Source organism: Aurantimonas sp. A3-2-R12 (genome assembly GCF_036016755.1).
Classification (GTDB): Bacteria; Pseudomonadota; Alphaproteobacteria; order Rhizobiales; family Rhizobiaceae; genus Aurantimonas; species Aurantimonas coralicida_A.
Window position 1 is genome coordinate 71,227 of sequence record NZ_JAYXIH010000014.1, and the last position, 21,436, is coordinate 92,662.

Genomic DNA, 21,436 nt, shown 5'->3' on the forward strand with positions numbered 1-21,436 from the left:
TTCTGTTCAGTCTTGACTGAACGACGGGCCACTCGTATTTGCGATCGATGAATATCGCTATCGATCAAGATCTGGTCTGCGCCTGCCCGCAGGACCTTTGCCGCGCCCGCTTCATCGACCGGATGGGCGATCACCTGGAAGCGGAGGGCATGCCGCGCATCGCCGGACGGCTATTCGGGCTGATGATCCTGGAGCCGGGCGTTGTCAGCTTCAGCGACCTTGCGGCGCGACTTTGCGTTAGCCGGGCCTCAATCTCGACCAATGCCCGCCTGCTCGAAAGCCAGGGGCTCATCGTCAAGGTTCAGGTCGAGGGGGAGCGGCAGGATTTCTTCCGTCTCGCCGACCGGCCCTACGTCAACATGATTCGCGGCGTGGCCCACCGGATGGAAGAGACGCAAGCCAGTATCATCACGGCGGAGGCCGACCTGTCGCCCGACGCGACGGCCGAGCGTCAGCGCCTCGAGCAGGCCCGCGCGTTTTTCGAAACCGCTGTCGCCTCGCTCAATGACCTCGCGGCCAAGCTGTGCCAGCTCGATGAAGAAGGGCGGGGCAAGCAATGAATCCGCACGAGCACACAGGTCCCTCCCCCGTCGCTGAATCGGAGCCGGCGCCGAAGGAGCGCAAGTCACGCGCCGGCTGGCTGGCGGCTTTATTTGTCCTCGCCCTCGTCGGCTGGATGGGCTCGGGCTATTATTATCCCGACCAGGATCAAGCTGTCGAAGCGACGAAATCCAAGACCCGCGAACCCTTCAAGGTCGAGGCATTCGCCTCCCGCGCCAAGCCGGTGGTGGAGTTCGTCGCAGCGGAGGGTCAGGTTCTACCTGACCGCACGACGCCGGTTCGCGCTAAAGTGGGCGGCACGGTCGAGGCCATCGCCGTCAAGAAAGGCGACTTTCTCGAGGAAGGCGCGCTGATCGCCAAGATCGCCCTCGCCGACCGCGAGGCGCAGCGCATACAGGCCGAGGCCGAACTTGCCCGCCGCCAGGGCGAATTCGACCGCGTGTCGGGGTTGGCCAATCGCGGCTATACGACGGCGGCCCAGGTGGAAGAAGCGCAGGCCGAGTTGGCCAAGGCGCGAGCGTCGCTGGCCGCGATCGAAAAGACCACCGGCGACACCGAGATCCGCGCACCGATCACCGGCACCCTCGACCGGTTCGATCTGGATCTCGGCGAGTTCGTTGCCGCGAGCGCGGAGGTCGGCATCCAGATCGACAACGATCCGCTGACTGTCGATGTCGAGATCGCCCAGCAAAATGTCGCGCGCGTGCGTACCGGACAGTCCGCCTCGGTGACCTTCATTACCGGGGAAACCCGTCAGGGCACCGTCCGCTATATCGCTGCGAACGCCAGTTCCGCTACCCGAACCTTCCCGGTCGAGATCACCGTGCCCAATCCCAAACGCGACATTCCCGCCGGTATCTCGGCGCAGGTGCGCATTCCCGTCGGGGAGGTCCCCGCGCATTTCCTGTCCGCGGCCGTTCTGGCACTCGGGTCGGACGGCACGCTCGGCGTCAAGGCCGTCAATGCCGAGAACAAGGTCACCTTCCACCCGATCGAACTCGTTCGCGCGGAAACGACCGGGCTATGGGTCGCCGGACTTCCCGAGACTCTGCGGATCATTACCGTCGGCCAGGGTTTTGTTTCCGAAGGTGAAGACGTCCGCGTGATCGAGGCAAAACCCGGTGACGCGCGCGGTGAGCCGTCGAATCCGGCGATCACGCCTCCCGAAGCCGAGCCTGTGGCGGCGGGCGACGGCATTCTGGACAATGTGCCGACAGCCGAGGGTCCGGAGACAGCGACTGGAAGCGTGCGCACGGCCACTTCTCCTTCGACGCAAAACACAGTTGAGACAGCGGCACTGACCGAGCCGTCCGATCCGAGCGACCCAAAAGCCAAGAGCCCCGGCGAAGAACCGTCGATTCAGCTCTTGCAAAGACGGCTTCGCAGCTTGGGCTACGAACCGGGACCGATCGACGGCCTGCTGGGGGACGCGACCCGCGAGGCGATCAAGAAGTTCCAGCGCGACAATGATCTCGACGTCACCGGCGAGATCACGGCGACACTGGCGAACGCCCTGTTTGCGACGGACACGGCCGGGGGGCGCTGATGAACGCCCTCATCGAAGCGGGCTTCGACCGCTCGCGCACCGTTCTGCTCATCCTCGCACTGATCCTCGTCGCCGGCGTTATCGGCTACCAGGCCATTCCGAAGGAATCCTCGCCCGACATCCCGATCCCGGTGATGTACGTGACTGCGACCTTGGAGGGCATCTCGCCGGAGGACAGCGAGCGACTTCTGGTCAGGCCCCTGGAGACTGAGCTGTCGTCACTGTCGGGCCTCGACGAAATGGAATCCCACGCCGCGGAAGGCTACGCTTCCGTGCAGCTGAAATTCGAGGCGGGCTTCGACGCGGACGAAGCCCTGACCGACGTCAAGGACGCCGTCGATCGGGCGAAGCCGAACCTTCCCGCCGAGGTCGATGAGCCCAAGGTCAACGAGGTCAACACCTCGCTTTTTCCGATCCTGACCGTGGTTCTGTCCGGACCGATCCCCGAGCGCTCGCTGGTCAATATCGCCAATGCCCTCAGCGACGACCTGGAAGCGCTGTCGGGCGTCCTCGAAGTCGATATCGGCGGCGACCGCGACGAACTGATGGAAGTGCTGATCGAGCCGACGGTCTTCGAGACCTACAATTTGTCCTTCGACGAACTGGTCAGCCAAATCAGCCGCAACAACCGCCTGATCGCGGCCGGAGCCCTCGACACCGGCGCAGGCCGGATCGTCCTCAAGGTGCCCGGTCTGATCGAGGACATTCGCGACGTCCTGGACATGCCGGTCAAGGTCGACGGCTCCACCGTGCTGACCTTCAAGGATGTCGCCATCGCGCGGCGGACCTTCGAGGATCCCGACGGCTTCGCGCGGATCGACGGCGAACCCTCGCTCGCGCTGGAAATCAAGAAGCGGTCCGGAGCCAACATTATCGAAACGGTCGACGCCGTCCGCGCGGTCGTCGACCGGCACAAGGCGACCTGGCCGGACACGGTCGGCGTCGAGTATCTGCAGGACGAGTCCGCGCAGGTGAAAACGATGCTCGGCGATCTCGAGAACAACGTTATCTCGGCGATCATTCTCGTCATGATCGTGATTGTGGCGACGCTGGGCCTTCGCAGCTCCATTCTCGTCGGGCTGTCGATTCCCGGCTCGTTCCTTGCCGGGATCACGATCCTGTGGGCGTTCGGCTTCACGATGAACATCGTCGTCCTGTTTTCGTTGATCCTGGTGGTCGGCATGCTCGTCGATGGCGCGATCGTGACGACGGAACTTGCCGACCGCAGGCTTCTGGAAGGAGCCTCGCCGCGCGATGCCTATCGACATGCGGCGCAACGGATGGCGTGGCCGATCATCGCCTCGACCGTAACGACCCTCGTCGTGTTCACGCCGCTGCTGTTTTGGCCGGGACTTGTCGGCGAGTTCATGAAGTTCCTTCCGCTCACCGTGCTGATCACGCTGACGGCGTCGCTGTTCATGGCGCTTGTGTTCATTCCGGTTCTCGGCGGGCTGATCGGCAAGGCGCAGCCGATGCCGGCAAAGCAGCGGCGCGCATTGGAGGCGGCGGAGAACGGCGACCTGTCGCTCATCGGCGGGCTCACCGGCGTCTATCTGCGCATCCTGCGGAGCGCCGTCAAAGGTCCATTCGCCACCTTGGTCATCGCTTTGTCGCTGCTCGTCGGCGCGATTTACGGCTTTTCCCAATACGGCAAGGGCGTCGAATTCTTCCCCGCGATCGAGCCGGAATTCGCGCAGGTCCAGATCCGCGCCCGGGACAATTTCTCGATTTTCGAAAAGGACGCGCTCGTGCGCCGGGTCGAGGAGCGCCTGCTTGGCATGGACGAGGTCGAGACCGTCTATGCCCGCACACTTGGCGAAAGCGGCTCGCGTCAGCTCGGAGCCGACGTCATCGGCACGATACAGCTGGAACTGGATGAATGGGACACCCGGCGCAAGGCGGTGCTGATCTTCGACGACATTCGAGCGCGCGTGGCCGACATTCCCGGCATCACCATCCAGGTTCAGCAGGAGCAGAACGGACCGGCCGGTGGCAAGCCGATCAACGTCAAGCTGCGCGGATCCGATCTGAATTCCCTGGCCAACGGCGTCGTCACCCTCAGGGGCCTGATGGAGGACATCGGCGGATTCGAGAACGTCACCGATACGCGTTCGCCGCCGGGCGTCGAATGGCAGTTGCAGGTGAACCGCGAGGAAGCCGCGCGCTACGGCGCCGACGTGTCGCTTCTCGGCCAGGCGGTGCGGCTTCTGACCGCCGGCATCGAGGTCTCGGACTACAGGCCCGACGATGCGGGCGGCGACGGCGAAGTGCCGATCCGCGTCCGCTTTCCGGCCGGCGACCGGACCCTGGAACGGCTGGAGGGGCTGCGTATTCCGACGGCGCGCGGGCTGGTGCCGATCCGCAATTTCGTCTCCTTCCAGCCGGCGCCGAAGGTCGGCACGATCATCCGGATCGACCAACGCCGCGTCATGGCGGTGGAAGCGGATGTCGCGAAGGGCGTTCTTGCCAACGACCAGATCGTCAAACTGCGTGCCGCGCTCGACAGGGCCGAGCTTCCCCCCGGGGTCGACTACAGTTTCGGCGGCGAGGCCAAGGATCAGGCCGAAGCAGCCACTTTCCTCACGGGAGCGGCCTCGGCGGCGATCTTCCTGATGTTCGTCGTCCTGGTCACCCAGTTCAACTCGATCTACCAGGCGTTCCTGGTGATGAGCGCGATCGTGTTCTCGACGGCGGGCGTCTTCTACGGCCTGCTGATCACTGGCCGGCCCTTTGGCATCGTCATGGGCGGCATCGGCGTGATCGCGCTCGCCGGCATCGTCGTCAATAACAACATCGTCCTGATCGACACCTACAACGTCTTGCGCAGATCGGGTCAGCCGCCGCTGGAGGCGATCCTGCGCACTGGCGCGCAACGCCTGCGCCCGGTGTTTCTCACCTCGGTCACCACCGTTCTCGGGCTCGTGCCGATGGTTGTCGGCGCCAATATCGACTTCATCCGCCGCGAGATCCAGTTCGGTGCCCCCTCCACGCAATGGTGGACGGAACTGTCGAGCGCCATCGCCGGCGGCCTCACCTTCGCGACCATCCTCACGCTGGTGCTGACGCCCGCCCTTTTGATGCTCGGCGAAAGCATTGCCGCGTGGGTAAAGCGGCGGCGCGGCCTCAATGCGCCGAGCCCGCTGCGCGGTGATCCGCTCGCAGGCCCCGGATCTTTCGAGCCGCGACCGAACGCCACGGTTCCGGCGGAGTGATCAGTAGAGCCAGCGCACCATCACCAGCGTGATCGTCGGAAACATCGTCAGGATGATCGTCCTGACGATGTCGGCGGCGACGAAGGGCGCAGCCCCCTGAAACGTCCGGATCATCGGCACGTCCTTGGCCATCGAATTGATGACGAACAGATTGAGCCCGACGGGCGGCGTGATCAGCCCCACCTCGACGACGATCAGGATGAGGATGCCGAACCAGATGGCGAATTCGTCCGGCGGCAGGCCGAAGTCGAGACCAGTGACGATCGGGAAGAAGATCGGCACGGTGAGGAGGATCATCGACAGCGAATCCATGACGCAGCCGAAAACCAGATAGGTCAAAAGGATGATCGTCATCACCAGCCAGGGCGAGAGGCCCTGTCCCACCACCCAGGCAGCCGATTCCTGCGGCAACTGGCTGAGGGCGAGGAACGAATTGTAGACGCCGGCACCCAGAATGATGAAAAAAATCATCGCAGTAGAGACGGCTGTTTCCACAAAACTTTCAGATAAGGCTTGCCGCGTCAGGCCGCCATTGAGGAAGGCGATGAGGCCGGTTCCGGCCGCACCGACCGCCGCGCCCTCGGTCGGCGTGAACCAGCCGAAATAGATGCCGAAGACGACCAGTAAAAAGACGATGAGCACCGGCCAGACGTCCCGGGTCAGGCGCAGCCGCTCACCCCAGGACGCCTTCGCTCGCGTGCCGCCGGAATTGGGCTTCAGCCGGACATAGATCGCGATGGTGAACATGTAGCCGAGCATCGCCAGCAAGCCGGGGATGAAGGCCGCCAGAAACAGCTTGGCGATATTCTGCTCGGTCAGGATCGCATAGATCACCAGAATGACCGAGGGCGGGATCAGGATGCCGAGGGTGCCGCCGGCGGCGAGCGTCCCGGTGGCCAGGCCGCCATCGTAGCCGTAGCGCTTGAGTTCGGGTAGCGCGACCTTGCCCATGGTCGCAGCCGTCGCGATCGATGAGCCGCAGATCGCGCCGAACCCGGCGCATGCGCCGATCGCCGCCATGGCGACGCCGCCCTTGCGATGACCCAGCCAGGCATTGGCGGCGCCGAACAGCGATTGCGACATGCCGCCCTTGGCGGCGAACTGGCCCATCAGCAGGAACAGCGGAATGATCGACAGCGAGTAGCTCGAAAAAGTGGTGAAGGTCAGCGATTTCAGCTGCGCCAGGATTGGCGTCGGCCGGCCGAGGACGAGCCAGTTGCCGACGAAGCCGCAGACCAGCATGGCCAGCCCGATCGGCATCCGCAGGAAGATGAGCACCAGGAGAACCGGGAAGGACAGCAGCGCGAGTTCTAGATTGGACAAGGGGTTACGCTCGGGACTTCGGGAGAAGAATCAAGCATGCGCGCGCCGAGCGCCTCACGGTCACGAGGCAGGCGAGCAGAAAGACAACGGTGCCGACAAACGAGAGCGCGTATCCCCACCAGACTGGAATCGCCAGAATGAAGCTCTCCTCTCCCGTCCGCATCTTGTCCTGGAGCCCGGCCAGAAGCCGCCAGAGAATGATGGCGGAGGCGCCGGTCATCAGCGCATTGCCGGCGAGGTCGGTGATCGCAACGCCGCGCCGCCCCATCGCTCCGGCGAAGAGATCCACCGTCACGTGGCCGCGCTTCAGCTGGCACAGCGGCAGGAAGAGGAACACCGCGACGCCGGAGGCGATCTCGACCATTTCGAAATCGCCGGGCACGGGTCCGAAGCCGAAACCGAGAGTGAGAAGCGCTCGCCCCGCGATCGAAACGCAGGTCAAAACGATGATGAAGACGAGGCAGAAGCCGCCGGCATAGGCGAGCAGCGTCGCCGCCGCGTCGACGCCGCGGCCAAGGCGGCCGGACCCGTCGTCAAATCCTGCGGCATCGCTCAAAACCGGTTCACCATTGCATGCGGGATAAATCGTCCAGGCGAGGCGCGGCGGCGCATACTCTGTCGCACCGCCGACCCAATGGTCCTATTTCTTTTCGGGCTCAGCGGCAGTATCCGGCTCAGCGGCCGCCGGGGTGGCCGTAGCCGCGCCCGCGCCCGCCGCACCTTCTCCGGTGTATTGGTCGATCAGCGCCTCGGCGTCGTCGAGAAGCTGCTGACGCCCCTCCCCTTGCGCCACCCACTCCGCGATAACCGCCTGCGAGGCGTCCTTGAAGCGCGCGGTCTCGGCCTCGTCGAGGGTAACGACGGTATTGCCGGCATCGCGCGCCTTTGCCTCGCCAACCTTATCGCTGGCCTGCATCGCCTTGCCGGCCATTTCCGCCAACTTCATCCCGGAATTGTCGTCGATGATGGCCTTCAAATCGTCGGGCAGGTTTTCGTAGCTGTCCTTGTTCATGACGATGGCGAAGGTCTGGGTGTACATGCCGTTGTCGCCGGAAAAGCCGGTGTGGTTTTTCACCAGTTCGGCGATCCGCAACGGCAGCGTCACCTCCCAGGGGATCGTCGCGCCGTCGATCACGCCCTTGGAGAGCGATTCAGGAACCGCGGGCACCGGCATGCCGACCGGCGTCGAGCCGAGTTTTTCCAGAAGCTGGTTGATGATCCGCGAGCCTCCGCGAATCTTCATGCTGTTCAGGTCCTCCAGCTTGTTGATCGTCTCCTTGGTGTGAAACAGCCCCGGCCCATGGGTATGAACGGCGAGAAGGTGGACGTCCTCGAATTCGTCCATCGCGTTCTTTTCCACGAACGCTTGGAACGCCTTCGAGGTCGAGACCGCATCGGTCATGATGAAGGGCAGTTCGAAGGTCTCGGACTTCGGAAAGCGGCCCGGCGTATAGCCCAGCACCGTCCAGATGACGTCGGCGACGCCGTCCCGCGCCTGATCGAAGAGTTCGGGCGGCGAGCCGCCGAGCTGCATCGAGGGATAGAACTCGACCTTGATTCGCCCGTCGGATTCCGCCTCTACCTTTTCGGCCCACGGCTTCAGCACCTTGTCCGGAATGGTCGCCTGCGCCGGCAGGAACTGATGCACCCGCAGGGTCACCTCTTGCGCGAGCGTGGCACCCATCATGGCGGCAAGCGCGGCACCCGCGAGCGACAGCCTGGTCAATGTTTTCAGCATGCGATCCTCCCAGGTCGGGCCCTGGGACCCCAACCAATTCCTGCGGTGGACATAGCAGCCGTAAGGTCGGCACTCGTCAACCCCGACCGAGAGGTCGTGCGGCGCTGACCGTGCCCTTGAGCTTTCAAAGCGCATTGCCCGCACGCCATGAAAAAAGGCCGGAGCAACGCCCCGGCCTTCGTTAAATAAAGGGAGCTGCTGCGCCCTTACTGCAAGTCCTTCATCTTGTCGGTCACGACGCTCGACCAGGCGCCTTCCGGTTGCTTGGTGATGACCGGGTCCGAGCCGCCGCCCATCAGCACCTCGACCGTCGTGTCGGCGGAGGCTGTGTCGAGTGTGCCGTCCGAGCCGTCGACCAGCTTGTTGATCTCGCCGACCATGCGCTTCTGGTGCTCTTCGGTCTGGGCGCCGGTCATGTCGTTGTCGAGCACGATCCCCGCCGCTTCGTCAGTGTTCTCGGCGGCGTATTCCCAGCCCTTCATCGAGGCTTTGACGAAACGCGCGAGCTTGTCGACCATCGCCGGATCGTTCAGCGATTCCTCGAGCACGTAGAGTCCATCCTCCAGTGTCGCGACGCCCTGGTCCTCGTATTTGAACACCGTCAGTTCGCCTTCCGGGATGCCGGCGTCGATCACCTGCCAATATTCGTTGTAGGTCATCGTTGAGATGCAGTCGGCCTGCTTCTGGATCAGCGGATCGACATTGAAGCCCTGCTTGATGACGGTGACGCCATCCGCGCCGCCCTCGGTGGTCAGGCCGAGCTTCGACATCCAGGACAGGAACGGATACTCGTTGCCGGAGAACCAGACGCCGAGGGTCTTGCCCTTGAAATCCTCCGGCTTTTCGATGCCGGTCTCCTTGCGACAGGTCAGCTCCATGCCCGACTTCTTGAACGGCTGGGCGATATTGACGAGCGGCAGCCCCTTTTCGCGCGCGGCCAGCGCCGCCGGCATCCAGTCGACGATGACATCGGCGCCACCGCCGGCGATCACCTGCTCGGGCGCGATGTCCGGGCCGCCGGGCTTGATCGTCACATCGAGACCGGCCTCTTCGTAGAAGCCCTTTTCCTTGGCGACATAATAGCCGGCGAACTGGCCCTGGGTCACCCATTTGAGTTGCAGCGTCAGCGCGTCCTGCGCCATCGTCGGTCCGGTGAAACCGAGACCCGCGAGCGCCACCACCGCACCTGCCAGAAGCTTCCTCATCTGCATTCTCCCTTTGTTGCTTTATGTTGCCGCCTACCCCTTGCGGTAGGACGGATGCCAGAAGGTCGCGGCCCGCTCGGCGACGGAGAGCAGGCCGTAGGTCAGCGAGCCAGCGAGCGCGGCGACCGCGATCTCGGCCCAGACCATGTCGGTGTTCATGCGGCCGATCTCGGCCGAAATGCGAAAGCCCATGCCGACGATCGGCGTGCCGAAGAATTCCGCCACGATCGCGCCGATCAGCGCCAGCGTCGAGTTGATCTTCAGGGCATTGAAGATGAAAGGCAACGCCGCCGGCAGGCGCAGCTTGACGAGGCTCTGAGACGAACTCGCCCCGTAGGTGCGCATCAGGTCGCGCTCCATGGCGCCTGCGGCATTAAGGCCGGCGACGGTGTTCACCAGCATCGGGAAGAAGGTCATGATGACGACCACGGCGGCCTTCGACGGCCAGTCGAAGCCGAACCACATCACCATGATCGGCGCGACGCCGACGATCGGCAGCGCCGAGACCAGATTGCCGATCGGTAGCAGGCCGCGCTTGAGGAAGGGTGAGCGGTCGATCAGCACCGCGACGAGAAAGCCCGAACCACAGCCGAGCACATAGCCGGCGACCACCGCCTTCAAATAGGTCTGGGCGAAGTCCGCCCACAGGATCGACAAGGAATTCGCGATCCTGATGCCGATGTCCGACGGCGCCGGCAACAGCACGCTCGGCACGGCGAGCCCGCGGACGGTCACCTCCCAGAGAAATAGCAGCCAGAGGCCAAATAGAAGAGGTATGGCCAGATCGATCAGCCGCTGGAGGAGGTCCGTATGCGCCCGCAGCTCCGCCAGGAGTTGGGTCAGGAGCCAAGCCGAGAGCCAGGCGGCGACGGCCAGGAACCAGAATCCGGAACCGGGGGTGCCTGCCCGCTCCAGCTGCGCCAGCAGCACCAGCAGACCAAAATGAGCCAGAACAACTAGCACCGCAGCTGCTAACCAACGCGTTCGCGCCAAGCCGACGAAGCCGGATACAGTGGCATCGGACACAATCGAGAACCACTCCACGGCGACAAAGGAGAAATGGCTTCCGAGCTCTCGAATGCCGCGTCCTGCAAAGGCAAGGCCGATCAGAATGGCAACGACGGCAAAGGCCGCAAGAAGCGGCTCTGACAGGATCGAGCGCGCCCCTGCCTCTGTTACGGCGAGCGGCAGGATCAGGCCGCATAGGGCAGCGGCGGCGAGCGCGACGCCTAGGAGCGATCGGAACGTCATCGCGCCATCCCCATGCGCTTGAGCGAAATGCGCTCGCCGAGCCCCACCAGCCAGACGAGAACGCCGGCCATGACCGCGGCGGCGACCAGCGCCGACCAGATCTGGATCGTTTGGCCGTAATAGGAGCCGGCGAGCAACCGCGCGCCGAGGCCGGCGACCGCCCCCGTCGGCAATTCGCCAACGATGGCGCCGACCAGAGCGGCGGCGACGGCAACCTTCATCGATGTGAACAGGAACGGCATCGACGCCGGCCAGCGGAGCTTGGCCAATATCTGCGGCCGGCTCGCCGAATAGGTGTGCATCAGGTCGAGCAACATCGCGTCCGGCGAGCGCAGCCCCTTCACCATGCCGACCGCGACCGGGAAGAACGACAGATAGGTGGAGATGATCGCCTTCGGCAAAAGGCCCTGCACGCCGACCGCGTTGAGCACCACGATGATCATCGGCGCGATGGCGAGGATCGGGATCGTCTGCGAGGTGATGATCCACGGCATCAGGCTCTTGTCGAGCGTGCGCGAATGGAGGATGCCGACGGCCAGAGCCACGCCCAGCGCCGTGCCGATGACGAAGCCGAGGAGGGTCGAGGACAGCGTCACCCACGCATGAAACAGCAGCGAGCGCGGCGATGTCGGCTTGACGAGCATCGTCGACTTCCAGATTTCCGCGATGATCTGGTGCGGCGCCGGCAGGATCGGCCGCTCGGCGCTCCACGTCGCCGCGATCGTGTCGGCGATACCGTAGGGCTCGCCGGCACGAACCAGCTTGTCGGTCTCGGTCTGCCAGTTCATCCCGATGGCGGCGAGATACCAGATCGCCAGAATCGCCGCGACAACGGTGAGAATCGGCACGGTCCGGCCCTCGGCCATGCGCCGACCCAGCCGCCGCAGCGGGCCGGCATAGCCGATGCCAGCCCCTGGCTCGGCGATGGGCGGGGCGGCGGTCATGCGGCCGCCGATCCAGACAGGAGGAGCGAGATCATCGCGGAGTCGGCCAAAGCATCAAGGCGAAGGCCACCATGCCGATAGCCATGCCGACGACCTGCGGCAGCGGCGGACGCTCGCCGAACACCGTAACCGCGACGATATTGATCAGGATGAGTTGCGCGATCGCGGAAGCCGAAATCGCGACACCCAAGCCGCTCTCTCGCATCAATCGTATCATCATCAGATTGCCGAGGGTGTATAGCGAAAGCGCGAGGATCAGCACCGCGAGCGAGTTCGTCGACACATAGTAACGCGACGCCGATGCAGCGGCGAGGAAAACGGACACCGCGCCCAATAGCCAGATCGTCGCCGTGCCGCTCACTGCCCATACCCATCCCGCCTGCCGATACCTCGTCCTTGCTCCTCAATCATAGCCGTGCCCTGCCCTGAGGCCCTCGCGCACCCGGTGGGCGATTTCCAGAAACTCCGGCGTGTCGCGGATTTCCAGCGGCCGGTCGGGGCCGAGATCGCAGTCGATCACCTCGTGGATGCGGCCGGGCCGCGGGCTCATGACGACGATGCGGGTCGACAGAAACACCGCCTCGGGGATCGAGTGGGTGACGAAGACCACGGTCTTTTTGGTCTTCGCCCAGAGCTTCAACAACTCCTCGTTGAGATGGTCGCGAACGATCTCATCGAGCGCGCCGAAGGGCTCGTCCATCAACAAGAGATCCGGGTCGAAGGACAAGGCGCGCGCGATCGAGGCGCGCTGCTGCATGCCGCCCGACAATTGCCAGGGGAATTTTCCGCCGAAGCCGGAGAGCCCGACAAGCTCGAGATTGCTCTCGATCCGCGCCTTCCGCTCGGCCTTGTCGAAGCCCATGATCTCCAGGGGCAGGGCGATGTTCTTTTCGATGGTGCGCCAGGGATAGAGCGCCGCCGCCTGGAAGACATAGCCATAGGCGCGCGCCTGCCGGGCCTGGTCCGGCGTCATGCCGTTGACGGAGATCGTGCCGCCGGTCGGCTGTTCCAGATCGGCGATGACCCTGAGCAGCGTGGTCTTGCCGCAGCCGGACGGGCCGATGAAGGAGACGAACTCGCCCTTGAAGATGTCGAGATCAATCGACGACAGGGCATGGACGGGCGTGTCGGCCGTCTGGAAGACGAGGTCGAGATTGCGGGCGGAGATGACCGCGCCCCGCCCCTGCCGTTCCGCGCTGTCATCCTTGATCGACTGATCCATTCTCGCGTTCAAATCAGACACCCGCCGGGATGCCCGACCGCTCGATCTTGCGCGGGGCGGTGAGTTCCTTCCAGGTCGACAGCGCGGTGTTGACCGGCGCGTTGGCGGGCCGCTCGACGAAGCGGCCGTCGCCGGTGTCGGCGCGCACATCGCCCTCCTTGTAGGCGAGGCGGCCGCGCGAGAAACTCATCACCGGCAGGCCGGTCACCTCGATGCCCTCGAAGACGTTGTATTCGATCGCCGACTTCTGGGTCTTGGCCGAGATCGTCTTGGTCGCGGCCGGATCCCAGACGATGATGTCGGCATCGGCGCCGGGCAGGATCGCGCCTTTCTTCGGATAGATGTTGAGAATCTTGGCGATGTTGGTCGAGGTGACGGCGACGAACTCGTTCATGGTCAAGCGGCCGGTCCGAACGCCCTTGGTCCACAGCACCGGCAGCCGGTCCTCAAGGCCCCCGGTGCCGTTCGGGATCTTGGTGAAGTCGCCGACGCCCATGCGCTTCTGCTCGCTCGAAAAGGCGCAATGGTCGGTGGCAACGACCTGGAGAGAGCCGGCCGCCAACCCCGCCCAGAGCGAATCCTGGTGCAGCTTGTTGCGAAACGGCGGCGACATCACCCGGCGCGCGGCGTGATCCCAGTCGGGGTTGAAATATTCGCTCTCGTCGAGGGTGAGGTGCTGGATCAGCGGCTCGCCGAAGACCCGCATCCCCTTTTGCCGCGCCCGGCGGATCGCCTCATGGGCCTGCTCGCAGGAAGTGTGGACGACATAGAGCGGCACGCCGGCCTGGTCGGCGATCATGATCGCCCGGTTGACCGCCTCGCCCTCGACCTCGGGCGGGCGCGAATAGGCGTGGCCCTCCGGCCCGCTATTGCCCTCGGCCATGAGTTTTTGCTGCAGGAAGGCGACGACGTCTCCGTTTTCGGCGTGGACCAGCGGCATCGCGCCGATCTCGGCGCAGCGCGAGAACGAGGCGAACATCTCGTCGTCGTTCACCATCAGCGCGCCCTTGTAGGCCATGAAGTGCTTGAAGGTGTTGATGCCGCGCTCGACCACCTTGGGCATCTCGTCGAAGACCTGTTCACCCCACCACGTGATCGCCATGTGGAAGGAATAGTCGGTGCGCGCCTTGCCGGCCTTCTGGTACCAGGCTTGCAGCGCGTCGATCAGCCCCTGCCCCGGTCCCGGCAGGCAGAAATCCACCGTCATCGTGGTGCCGCCGGCCAGCGCCGCCGCCGTGCCACTATCGAAATCGTCGGCCGAGAAGGTGCCCATGAAGGGCATCTCCATATGGGTGTGCGGGTCGATGCCGCCCGGCATGACATAGGCGCCGGAGGCGTCGATCACCTCGTCGCCGGAAAGGTCGGGCCCGACATCGACGATGATCTCGCCGTCGATCAGGACGTCGGCCTTCCACGTGCGGTCAGCGGTGACGACGGTTCCGTTCTTGATGACGATGGTCATGGGTGCGATTCCTCCGGGACTTGCTGTGACTTGCGATCGCCCGCGACAGCGCCGCCGCGTTTCCCTCGCCCCGCCGGGGAGAGGGTGGCCGGCGCGAAGCGCAGGCCGGGTGAGGGGATGAGGTCCAGGCCTTCAAGCGCCGCGAGAATCGTCTCTAGAACGGCCCGTCGCTCTCTCAGCACTTCGGCGTTCCAGAAACGCAGAACCGAATATCCGGCGTCGTTCAAAAACGCAGTCCTTTCCCGATCGCGCCGCATGGCGGCTGGGTTACCATGCTGATCGCCATCCAATTCGATGATCAGCGATCGTTCGCGACAGGCGAAATCAACAATGAAGCGCTCGATAGGAAACTGCCGAACAAACTTGAATCCGTTGAGGCGACGGTCGCGAAGATCGCTCCAAAGCCGCATCTCGGCATTGGTCTCATCTTGGCGAAGGCGCCGGGCTGTCTCAACGATGGGCGGCATCATGCCCCCTCACCCGCCGCTTCGCGGCACCCTCTCCCCGATGGGGCGAGGGGGTGGCGTTCGCGTCTCCTCCACCTCTTCTGCGAGACACCTGCGTCCAACGGATATTGACCTCCCCCGGCTTCCAAACCAGCCCCGAATTCTACTCCACGATCCCGGCCGTCTCCACCACGGCGTGGAACAGCACGTTTGCCCCCGCCGTCGCCCATTCCTTCGAAATGTCCTCCGCCTCGTTGTGAGACAGCCCGTCGACACAGGGGCACATCACCATCGCCGTCGGCGCGACGCGGTTGATCCAGCAGGCGTCGTGGCCAGCGCCGGACACGATGTTCCTGTGCGAATAACCGAGGCGTTCAGCGGCGTCGCGGACCGCCTTGACGCAATCCGCGTCGAAGGTGACGGGGTCGAAATGCCCGACTTCGTCGACCGCGACCCCGATATCGAGTGCCTCGGCGATCGTGTCGATGCCGTCCTCGATCCGCTCGCGCATCGTGTCGAGCGTCTCCTTGGACGGTGAACGGATGTCGATGGTGAAAACCGCGCGGCCGGGAATGATGTTGCGCGAGTTCGGATAGATTTCGACATGGCCGATCGCGCCGACGGCGTTAGGCTGGTAATCCATCGCCACCTCGTGGACGAGCTCGGTGATCCGCGCCATGCCGAGCCCGGCATTGCGCCGCTTGGGCATCGGTGTCGAACCGGTGTGGCTCTCGCGGCCGGTCAGCGTTACCTGCAGCCAGTAGAGCCCCTGCCCGTGGGTGACGACGCCGATATCGATCCCCTCGTCCTCGAGGATCGGCCCCTGCTCGATATGCAGCTCGAAGAACGCCTTCATCCGGCGCGAGCCGACCGGCTCGTCGCCCTCCCAGCCGATCCGCTTCAGTTCGTCGCCAAAGCGCTTGCCGGCCGAATCCTCGCGGTCCTTCGCCCAGGCCTCGTCATGGACGCCGGCGAAGACGCCCGACGCCAGCATCGCCGGGGCGAAGCGGGTGCCCTCCTCGTTGGTCCAGTTGGTGACGACGATCGGGTGCTTGGTCTCGATGTTGAGGTCGTTCAGCGTGCGGACCAGTTCCAGCGCGCCGAGGACGCCGAGGACGCCATCATATTTGCCGCCGGTCGGCTGGGTATCGAGATGGCTGCCGACATAGACCGGCAGCGCGTCCGGATCGGTGCCCTCGCGCCGTGCAAACATGGTGCCCATGGTATCGACGCCCATCGTCAGGCCGGCCGCCTCGCACCAGGACTGGAACAGGTGCCGTCCCTCGCCGTCGGCGTCGGTCAGCGTCTGGCGGTTGTTTCCGCCAGCGATGCCGGGGCCGATCTTCGCCATCTCCATGATCGAATCCCAGAGCCGGTCGCCGTTGATCTGGAGGTTGTTCCCGGGTGTATTCATCAAGTACCTCCTAGTCATTCTTCGCCCTAAGCTCTCGACGCCCCTCAGACAGAACTGAGCTTATTGCCTGGCTTGTCGCGAACAACGATCCGTCCAGATAACTAAAATAATCACTTGCTCCAGCAGCCTGAGTCAGAGATTCTTCAAACTTCTTCAATGCCATGATTGCTTCATCCGAAATGACGAGTCCGCCGATCGAACGCTGCTTCTCAACGCTTCTGCGGCCGTGAACATAAGCTTTGCGCAGTTCCGTCTGATGCTCCTCGTCTAGTTCCTGGTTCAAGAGGTGAGCATCAAAGCTTGCCTCGAGATCTTCCCGAATTGAGTTCAGGGCTTCCAGCGTTTCTGCATACGCCTGATATTTCCGATCCCACCATCTCTCCGACAGCGATTTTCGGTAGGCTAGCCATCCGCTCAGAGACGCACCTATTAGCGCGCCGACTAGAGACAAAATCGCTGGCAAATATGCTCCCAAGCCCGACTACCCTCACTCCAGTTCGCCGAGAACCGCACGTAGCGTCTCGACGATCTCGCCGATCTGATCCTCGGAAATCATCAGCGGTGGCGACAGCGCGATGATATCGCCGGTGGTGCGGATCAACAGCCCCGCCTCATAAGCCTTGAGGAAGGCCGAGAACGCCCGCTTGGTCGGCTCGCCTGCGATCGAATCGAGCTCGATTGCCGCGATCAGGCCGATAGTGCGGATGTCGATGACATGCCGCTCCCCCTTCAGCGAATGGATCGCGTCGGCCCAGACCGGCTCCAGCGCCTTCGCCCGCTCGAAAAGCCCGTCTTCCTTGTAGGTCTCGATTGTTGCCAGACCCGCCGCGGCGGCGATCGGATTACCCGAATAGGTATAGCCGTGGGCGAACTCGATCAGATGCTCGGCGCCGCTCATGAAGGCGTCGTAAATCGCGTCCTTGACGTAAACGGCGCCCATCGGGATGACGCCGTTGGTCAGGCCCTTGGCGGTCACCATGATGTCCGGCGTCACGCCGAAATAATCGGCGGCGAAGGCCGCGCCCATGCGGCCATAGCCAGTGATGACCTCGTCGAAGATCAGCAAGATGCCGTGCTGGTCGCAGATCTCGCGCAAGCGCTTGAGATAGCCTTTCGGCGGCGGCAGCACGCCGGTCGATCCGGCCACCGGCTCGACGATGACGGCGGCGATAGTCGAGGGATCGTGTAGCGTCGCGATCCGGACAAGATCCTCGGCGAGTTCGGCACCATTCTCGGCTTCACCGCGGGAATAGCCGTTGCGCTCGGGGTCGTGGGTATGGCGCATATGGTCGACGCCGGTCAAAAGCGTGCCGAACATCTTGCGGTTGCCAACGATGCCGCCGACGGAGATGCCGCCGAAATTGACGCCGTGATAGCCGCGCTCGCGCCCGATCAGGCGGAAGCGCGCGCCATCGCCCTTGGCGCGGTGGTAGGCGAGCGCGATCTTCAGCGCCGTTTCGACGGACTCGGAACCTGAATTGGTGAAGAACACATGGTCGAGGCCGGTGGGGGCGATGGCCGCCAGCTTCGAGGCCAGCTCGAAGGCCTTGGGATGGCCCATCTGGAAGGCCGGCGCATAATCGAGCTCGGCCGCCTGACGCTGGATCGCCTCGGTGATCTTCGGCCGGCAATGACCGGCATTGACGCACCACAGTCCCGCGGTGCCATCCAGCACCTGGCGTCCGTCGGACGTCGTATAGTGCATGTCCTTGGCGGCGACGAACAGACGCGGCGCCTGCTTGAACTGCCGGTTCGCCGTAAAGGGCATCCAGAAGGCTTCGAGATTGTTGGGGACGATCGTCGCGTGCTCGTTCATCGGCTTGCCCCTCGCCAAGCGACGATCCAAGTATGGAAAGGCGCCGGAAATCTTGACTAAATGGTCAAAATGAAGGCTAGAAGGTCACCCGGAACGGGTCAAGCGACTTCGCCGCGAAACCGATAAGCGGCACGGGACGGCGATCGAAAGAAGGAAGGACAACAGGTCTTGGACGCGACGGTCCCTCCACCGGATTCACGCGCCGGCGTCGAGGATGACAATCGGCAGCCCACCCGCATTCAGGCGATCAACCGCGAGGTCATCCTGGAAGCGGCCCTGGAGGTCTTCTCGGTCCACGGATTCCGCGGCTCGACGGTCGACCAAATCGCCTCCCGCGCCGCGATGTCCAAGCCCAACCTACTTTATTACTTTCGCCGCAAGCAGGACATCTACCACGCCGTACTCGAGCGCACGCTCCGCGACTGGCTGGTGCCGCTGGCCGCGATCGATGCCGGTGGCGATCCGGTCGAGGAACTGCGTCGGTACATTACCGAGAAGTTGCGGATGGTGGCCGAGCGGCCAGCCGCTTCGCGCCTCTTCGCCAACGAGATCCTGGCCGGCGCGCCGGTGATGGGCGGCTTCCTGGAGACCACGCTGAAAGAACTGGTCGACGAGAAGGCCGACATCATTCGCGAATGGGTGGGCCGGGGACAACTGGCGCCGGTCGACCCCCACCATCTCATCTTCATGATCTGGGCGACGACGCAGCATTACGCCGACTTCGATGTTCAGATTCGCGCCGTGATGGGCGACCTGGTCGACCGGCCCGGCTTCCGCGAAGAGGCCGCGCAGGCGGTCCTGACCCTGGTGCTCAACGGCCTGAAGCCGAGGTCGTGAGGCCGGTTGCCTAATAGCCGTCTTCCGCCCATGATCGCCCGCGCCGGTGGGCATCGGCACCCAGGGAGATCCGACTCGTGGCCAAGCTGATCGCGCTTTACAAGCATCCGAAGGACCCGGCGGCATTCGACGCCCACTACGCGGCGACCCACGCCCCCCTCGCCAAGACAATTCCGGGGCTGAGGCACTACGATGTCAGCGACGGCAAGCTCGCCGGCCCCGGCGGCGATAGCAGCTACCATCTCGTGGCGACGCTGACCTTCGATTCGATGGCCGATATCGAAGCGGGGCTCGCTTCCCCTGAGGGACAGGCGACGGCGGCCGATCTCGGCAATTTCGCCGACGGCGGCGTCGAACTGCTCATGTTCGACACCAAGGACCTTTGACGATTCAAAGACCGACGTATTCTGCCGCGGTGCGGCGGCGGCTTCAGGCCGCAGCCATGGACTTGTCGGCGGCGAGCGAAGGAAAATCACTTCTCCATTGATTGGCGACCTCCATCAGCATCTTGGCCAGGTCCGAAGACGGTCTTGGCTTGGAGAAGAGGTAGCCCTGCATTTCCCGGCAGCCTTCGCTGTATAGGATCTGCATCTGCTCCGGCGTTTCGATGCCCTCGGCGATGACACTCATGTTGAGCGCTCGCGACAGGCCGATGATCGAGCGTACGATGGCGATGTTTTCGGCGCGGCCCATATCACGGACGAAGGATTGATCGATTTTGATCTTGTCGAAGGGAAAGCGGCTCAGATAACCCAGCGAGGAATAACCGGTCCCGAAGTCATCCATGGAAATCGTCAGGCCTAGCCGACGGAACTCCTTGAGGATCGATAACACTCGGTCGCCTTCGTCCAGAAACAGCGATTCGGTCACCTCGATCTGCAGCCGTCGGGGCGCAAGGCCCGATGCTGCCAACGCGCCGCGAACGTCCTCGACGAGAGTGGGGCTCTTGAACTGCACCGCCGACAGATTGACCGAGATGGTGAGATCCTCGGGCCATTTGGAGGCTTCATGGCAGGCGGCTTCGAGCGCCCATTTGCCGAGCCGCTCGATCAGGCCGGTCTCCTCCGCGAGCGGGATGAAGACGGCGGGTGAAATCATGCCGCTTACGGGGTGCTGCCAACGCAGCAGGGCCTCGAAACCGCTGACGCGCCGCCGTTCGGTGTCGATGAACGGTTGGTAAAACAGTTCGAACTGGCCTTCGTCCAGAGCCTTCTGGAGATCGAGTTCCATCTCGCGACGGCGCTGCAGCTTCTCGCGCATGGCGGGTTTGAATCGGCGGTAAGCGCTCCCCGCCTCCTGCTTTGCCTGGTAAAGGGCAAGGTCGCAATTCTGTAGGACGATATCCGCGCCGAGGCTCGTCATTCGCTGACCGGCCGCAATATGAACAGTGCCGACACTGCCTCTCGCCTCGATCCGGCGACTTTCCACGTCGAACGGCGAGTCGAAACTCGCGACCAGAGCCCCAGCGAACGCATCCGCGTCGCCTGTTCCCCGCACCCCCGGCAATACGACCGCGAACTCGTTTCCGCCGAGCCGGGAGACGGTGGCCTTTGGCCCTGCGATTCGCACGAGCCTGTTGCCGCATTCCTTTAAAATCGCATCGCCAACCGGATGGCCGTGGGTATCGTTGATCGACTTGAAGCCTCGGATGTCCACCACGGCGACCAAGAGCCCGTCTCGGCCTTTGGCCAACCGCTGGTCGAGCACCTCGGCGAAGTTCTTGCGATTGGGCAGGTCGGTCAACCCGTCGTGCCCGGCGACATGTTCCAGGCGCCGGGAGATTCGCTGTTTCTCGGTGATATCCTCAAAGGTGATCAAAAGCCCTTTGGCAAGCATGCCGCGGCGCTTCACCTCCATGACGGCTCCGCCAACCTCGAGAAGGTCCGTTGCCATCTCGTTTTCGCGCAACGGCAGTGTCAAACTCGGATCGGTGAGAAAGGCCCGAGCCGGCGTTCCCGGTGCCACCTCGCCAAAATAGCGAGAGAACACCTCGTTGGAGAGGACCAACCGCTTTTGCCCATCGAGCATGCAAAGTGCCTGAGTCATATTGTTCAACGCCGCGCCCAACTGGCTTTCCTGCCGATTGAGACGCACGGCCATCATGTCGGCCTCGCTCAGCATCGTGGCCTCGATCTTGCGACAGCGCGCACCCATCTCCTCGAGCGCGAAGAGCACGTCGCGCACCTCCCGGGGACCTTTCGGAACACCAGGCTTGGCCGACGCACCGCTCGCGAGTTCCCGGGCGCGCAGCGCCATCTCGCGCAAGGTCCTCCCGATGGAGCGGGAGAGGAACATCGCAAAGCCGAACAAGGCGCCGAAAACCGCAACCAGAGCGACGCCGTTGCGCATTCTAGAGCGTCATGCGATTAATCTGCAACATAGCCAGTGGCCTTGAGGTAGTTCCAACATTCTTTGGGCTCGAACAGGTCGCAGATGTTGCCGACTGCACGCCAGAGATC

At 63.8% G+C, this 21,436-nt stretch carries 19 protein-coding genes; 5 read left to right on the forward strand and 14 right to left on the reverse strand.

Annotated features, from left to right (window positions below):
- Nucleotides 1–47: 47 nt before the first annotated feature.
- Genes VSX60_RS09515 through VSX60_RS09525 form a run of 3 tightly spaced genes read left to right on the forward strand, consistent with a single transcriptional unit; the run spans nt 48 to nt 5,319 of the window.
- Nucleotides 48–560, forward strand: coding sequence for a GbsR/MarR family transcriptional regulator (locus VSX60_RS09515; protein ID WP_327623918.1), 513 nt, complete (start codon nt 48–50; stop codon nt 558–560).
- Nucleotides 557–2,107: an efflux RND transporter periplasmic adaptor subunit gene (locus VSX60_RS09520; protein ID WP_327623919.1), complete on the forward strand. Its 1,551-nt coding sequence runs from the start codon at nt 557–559 to the stop codon at nt 2,105–2,107. The genes VSX60_RS09515 and VSX60_RS09520 overlap by 4 nt, the downstream gene beginning before the upstream one ends.
- Nucleotides 2,107–5,319 (forward strand): efflux RND transporter permease subunit, encoded by a 3,213-nt coding sequence (locus VSX60_RS09525; protein ID WP_327623920.1) that lies wholly within the window; start codon nt 2,107–2,109, stop codon nt 5,317–5,319. The genes VSX60_RS09520 and VSX60_RS09525 overlap by 1 nt, the downstream gene beginning before the upstream one ends.
- Here the strand turns inward: VSX60_RS09525 and VSX60_RS09530 are convergent, their stop codons facing one another.
- The 13 genes from VSX60_RS09530 to VSX60_RS09590 form a co-directional block, all read right to left on the reverse strand.
- Nucleotides 5,320–6,642, reverse strand: a complete 1,323-nt coding sequence (locus tag VSX60_RS09530; RefSeq protein ID WP_327623921.1) for a TRAP transporter large permease — start codon at nt 6,640–6,642, stop codon at nt 5,320–5,322. It abuts the gene before it with no gap.
- 4 nt (nt 6,643–6,646) lie between these two features.
- Nucleotides 6,647–7,198, reverse strand: coding sequence for a TRAP transporter small permease (locus VSX60_RS09535; protein ID WP_327623922.1), 552 nt, complete (start codon nt 7,196–7,198; stop codon nt 6,647–6,649).
- An 84-nt stretch (nt 7,199–7,282) separates the two neighbouring features.
- Entirely contained in the window at nt 7,283–8,380 is a 1,098-nt protein-coding gene (locus VSX60_RS09540) for a TRAP transporter substrate-binding protein (protein WP_327623923.1), read from the reverse strand.
- Between the two features lie 206 nt (nt 8,381–8,586).
- A complete protein-coding gene (locus tag VSX60_RS09545) occupies nt 8,587–9,585 on the reverse strand; it encodes an ABC transporter substrate-binding protein (RefSeq protein ID WP_442873075.1) in 999 nt (332 codons plus the stop codon).
- A gap of 33 nt (nt 9,586–9,618) precedes the next feature.
- Nucleotides 9,619–10,836: an ABC transporter permease gene (locus VSX60_RS09550; RefSeq protein ID WP_327623925.1), complete on the reverse strand. Its 1,218-nt coding sequence runs from the start codon at nt 10,834–10,836 to the stop codon at nt 9,619–9,621.
- A complete protein-coding gene (locus tag VSX60_RS09555) occupies nt 10,833–11,780 on the reverse strand; it encodes an ABC transporter permease (protein ID WP_327623926.1) in 948 nt (315 codons plus the stop codon). Before VSX60_RS09555 ends, VSX60_RS09550 begins: the two co-directional genes overlap by 4 nt.
- A 31-nt stretch (nt 11,781–11,811) precedes the next feature.
- Entirely contained in the window at nt 11,812–12,141 is a 330-nt protein-coding gene (locus VSX60_RS09560; RefSeq protein ID WP_327623927.1) for a hypothetical protein, read from the reverse strand.
- Nucleotides 12,142–12,183: 42 nt separating this feature from the next.
- Nucleotides 12,184–13,002: an ABC transporter ATP-binding protein gene (locus VSX60_RS09565; RefSeq protein WP_327623928.1), complete on the reverse strand. Its 819-nt coding sequence runs from the start codon at nt 13,000–13,002 to the stop codon at nt 12,184–12,186.
- Nucleotides 13,003–13,015: 13 nt separating this feature from the next.
- Nucleotides 13,016–14,464, reverse strand: coding sequence for a dihydropyrimidinase (gene hydA, locus VSX60_RS09570; RefSeq protein ID WP_327623929.1), 1,449 nt, complete (start codon nt 14,462–14,464; stop codon nt 13,016–13,018).
- The gene (locus tag VSX60_RS09575) at nt 14,461–14,934 is read right to left on the reverse strand and encodes an endonuclease domain-containing protein (protein ID WP_327623930.1); all 474 of its coding nucleotides are present in this window, start codon (nt 14,932–14,934) and stop codon (nt 14,461–14,463) included. The genes hydA and VSX60_RS09575 overlap by 4 nt, the downstream gene beginning before the upstream one ends.
- A gap of 139 nt (nt 14,935–15,073) precedes the next feature.
- Nucleotides 15,074–16,324: a Zn-dependent hydrolase gene (locus VSX60_RS09580; protein ID WP_327623931.1), complete on the reverse strand. Its 1,251-nt coding sequence runs from the start codon at nt 16,322–16,324 to the stop codon at nt 15,074–15,076.
- A gap of 10 nt (nt 16,325–16,334) precedes the next feature.
- Nucleotides 16,335–16,787, reverse strand: a complete 453-nt coding sequence (locus VSX60_RS09585) for a hypothetical protein (RefSeq protein WP_327623932.1) — start codon at nt 16,785–16,787, stop codon at nt 16,335–16,337.
- A 24-nt stretch (nt 16,788–16,811) separates the two neighbouring features.
- Entirely contained in the window at nt 16,812–18,140 is a 1,329-nt protein-coding gene (locus tag VSX60_RS09590) for an aspartate aminotransferase family protein (RefSeq protein ID WP_327623933.1), read from the reverse strand.
- A 168-nt stretch (nt 18,141–18,308) separates the two neighbouring features.
- Here VSX60_RS09590 and VSX60_RS09595 point away from each other — a divergent pair, with 168 nt between their 5' ends.
- Together VSX60_RS09595 and VSX60_RS09600 are read left to right on the forward strand one after the other, a co-directional pair.
- A complete protein-coding gene (locus tag VSX60_RS09595) occupies nt 18,309–18,977 on the forward strand; it encodes a TetR family transcriptional regulator C-terminal domain-containing protein (protein WP_442872899.1) in 669 nt (222 codons plus the stop codon).
- Between the two features lie 77 nt (nt 18,978–19,054).
- Entirely contained in the window at nt 19,055–19,363 is a 309-nt protein-coding gene (locus VSX60_RS09600; RefSeq protein WP_327623934.1) for an EthD family reductase, read from the forward strand.
- A gap of 43 nt (nt 19,364–19,406) precedes the next feature.
- Here the strand turns inward: VSX60_RS09600 and VSX60_RS09605 are convergent, their stop codons facing one another.
- Complete coding sequence (locus tag VSX60_RS09605) at nt 19,407–21,326, reverse strand: putative bifunctional diguanylate cyclase/phosphodiesterase (RefSeq protein WP_327623935.1); 1,920 nt, start codon at nt 21,324–21,326, stop codon at nt 19,407–19,409.
- Nucleotides 21,327–21,436: the final 110 nt, after the last annotated feature.

Bases quoted from the DNA above. Each gene is read 5' to 3' on its own strand.
- VSX60_RS09590 (WP_327623933.1), bottom strand. From the start codon at position 18,140: ATGAACGAGCACGCGACGATCGTCCCCAACAATCTCGAAGCCTTCTGG.
- VSX60_RS09520 (WP_327623919.1), top strand. From the start codon at position 557: ATGAATCCGCACGAGCACACAGGTCCCTCCCCCGTCGCTGAATCGGAG.
- VSX60_RS09515 (WP_327623918.1), top strand. From the start codon at position 48: ATGAATATCGCTATCGATCAAGATCTGGTCTGCGCCTGCCCGCAGGAC.
- VSX60_RS09525 (WP_327623920.1), top strand. From the start codon at position 2,107: ATGAACGCCCTCATCGAAGCGGGCTTCGACCGCTCGCGCACCGTTCTG.
- VSX60_RS09540 (WP_327623923.1), bottom strand. From the start codon at position 8,380: ATGCTGAAAACATTGACCAGGCTGTCGCTCGCGGGTGCCGCGCTTGCC.
- VSX60_RS09555 (WP_327623926.1), bottom strand. From the start codon at position 11,780: ATGACCGCCGCCCCGCCCATCGCCGAGCCAGGGGCTGGCATCGGCTAT.
- VSX60_RS09575 (WP_327623930.1), bottom strand. From the start codon at position 14,934: ATGATGCCGCCCATCGTTGAGACAGCCCGGCGCCTTCGCCAAGATGAG.
- VSX60_RS09580 (WP_327623931.1), bottom strand. From the start codon at position 16,324: ATGAATACACCCGGGAACAACCTCCAGATCAACGGCGACCGGCTCTGG.
- VSX60_RS09545 (WP_442873075.1), bottom strand. From the start codon at position 9,585: ATGAGGAAGCTTCTGGCAGGTGCGGTGGTGGCGCTCGCGGGTCTCGGT.
- VSX60_RS09565 (WP_327623928.1), bottom strand. From the start codon at position 13,002: ATGGATCAGTCGATCAAGGATGACAGCGCGGAACGGCAGGGGCGGGGC.
- VSX60_RS09605 (WP_327623935.1), bottom strand. From the start codon at position 21,326: ATGCGCAACGGCGTCGCTCTGGTTGCGGTTTTCGGCGCCTTGTTCGGC.
- hydA (WP_327623929.1), bottom strand. From the start codon at position 14,464: ATGACCATCGTCATCAAGAACGGAACCGTCGTCACCGCTGACCGCACG.
- VSX60_RS09550 (WP_327623925.1), bottom strand. From the start codon at position 10,836: ATGACGTTCCGATCGCTCCTAGGCGTCGCGCTCGCCGCCGCTGCCCTA.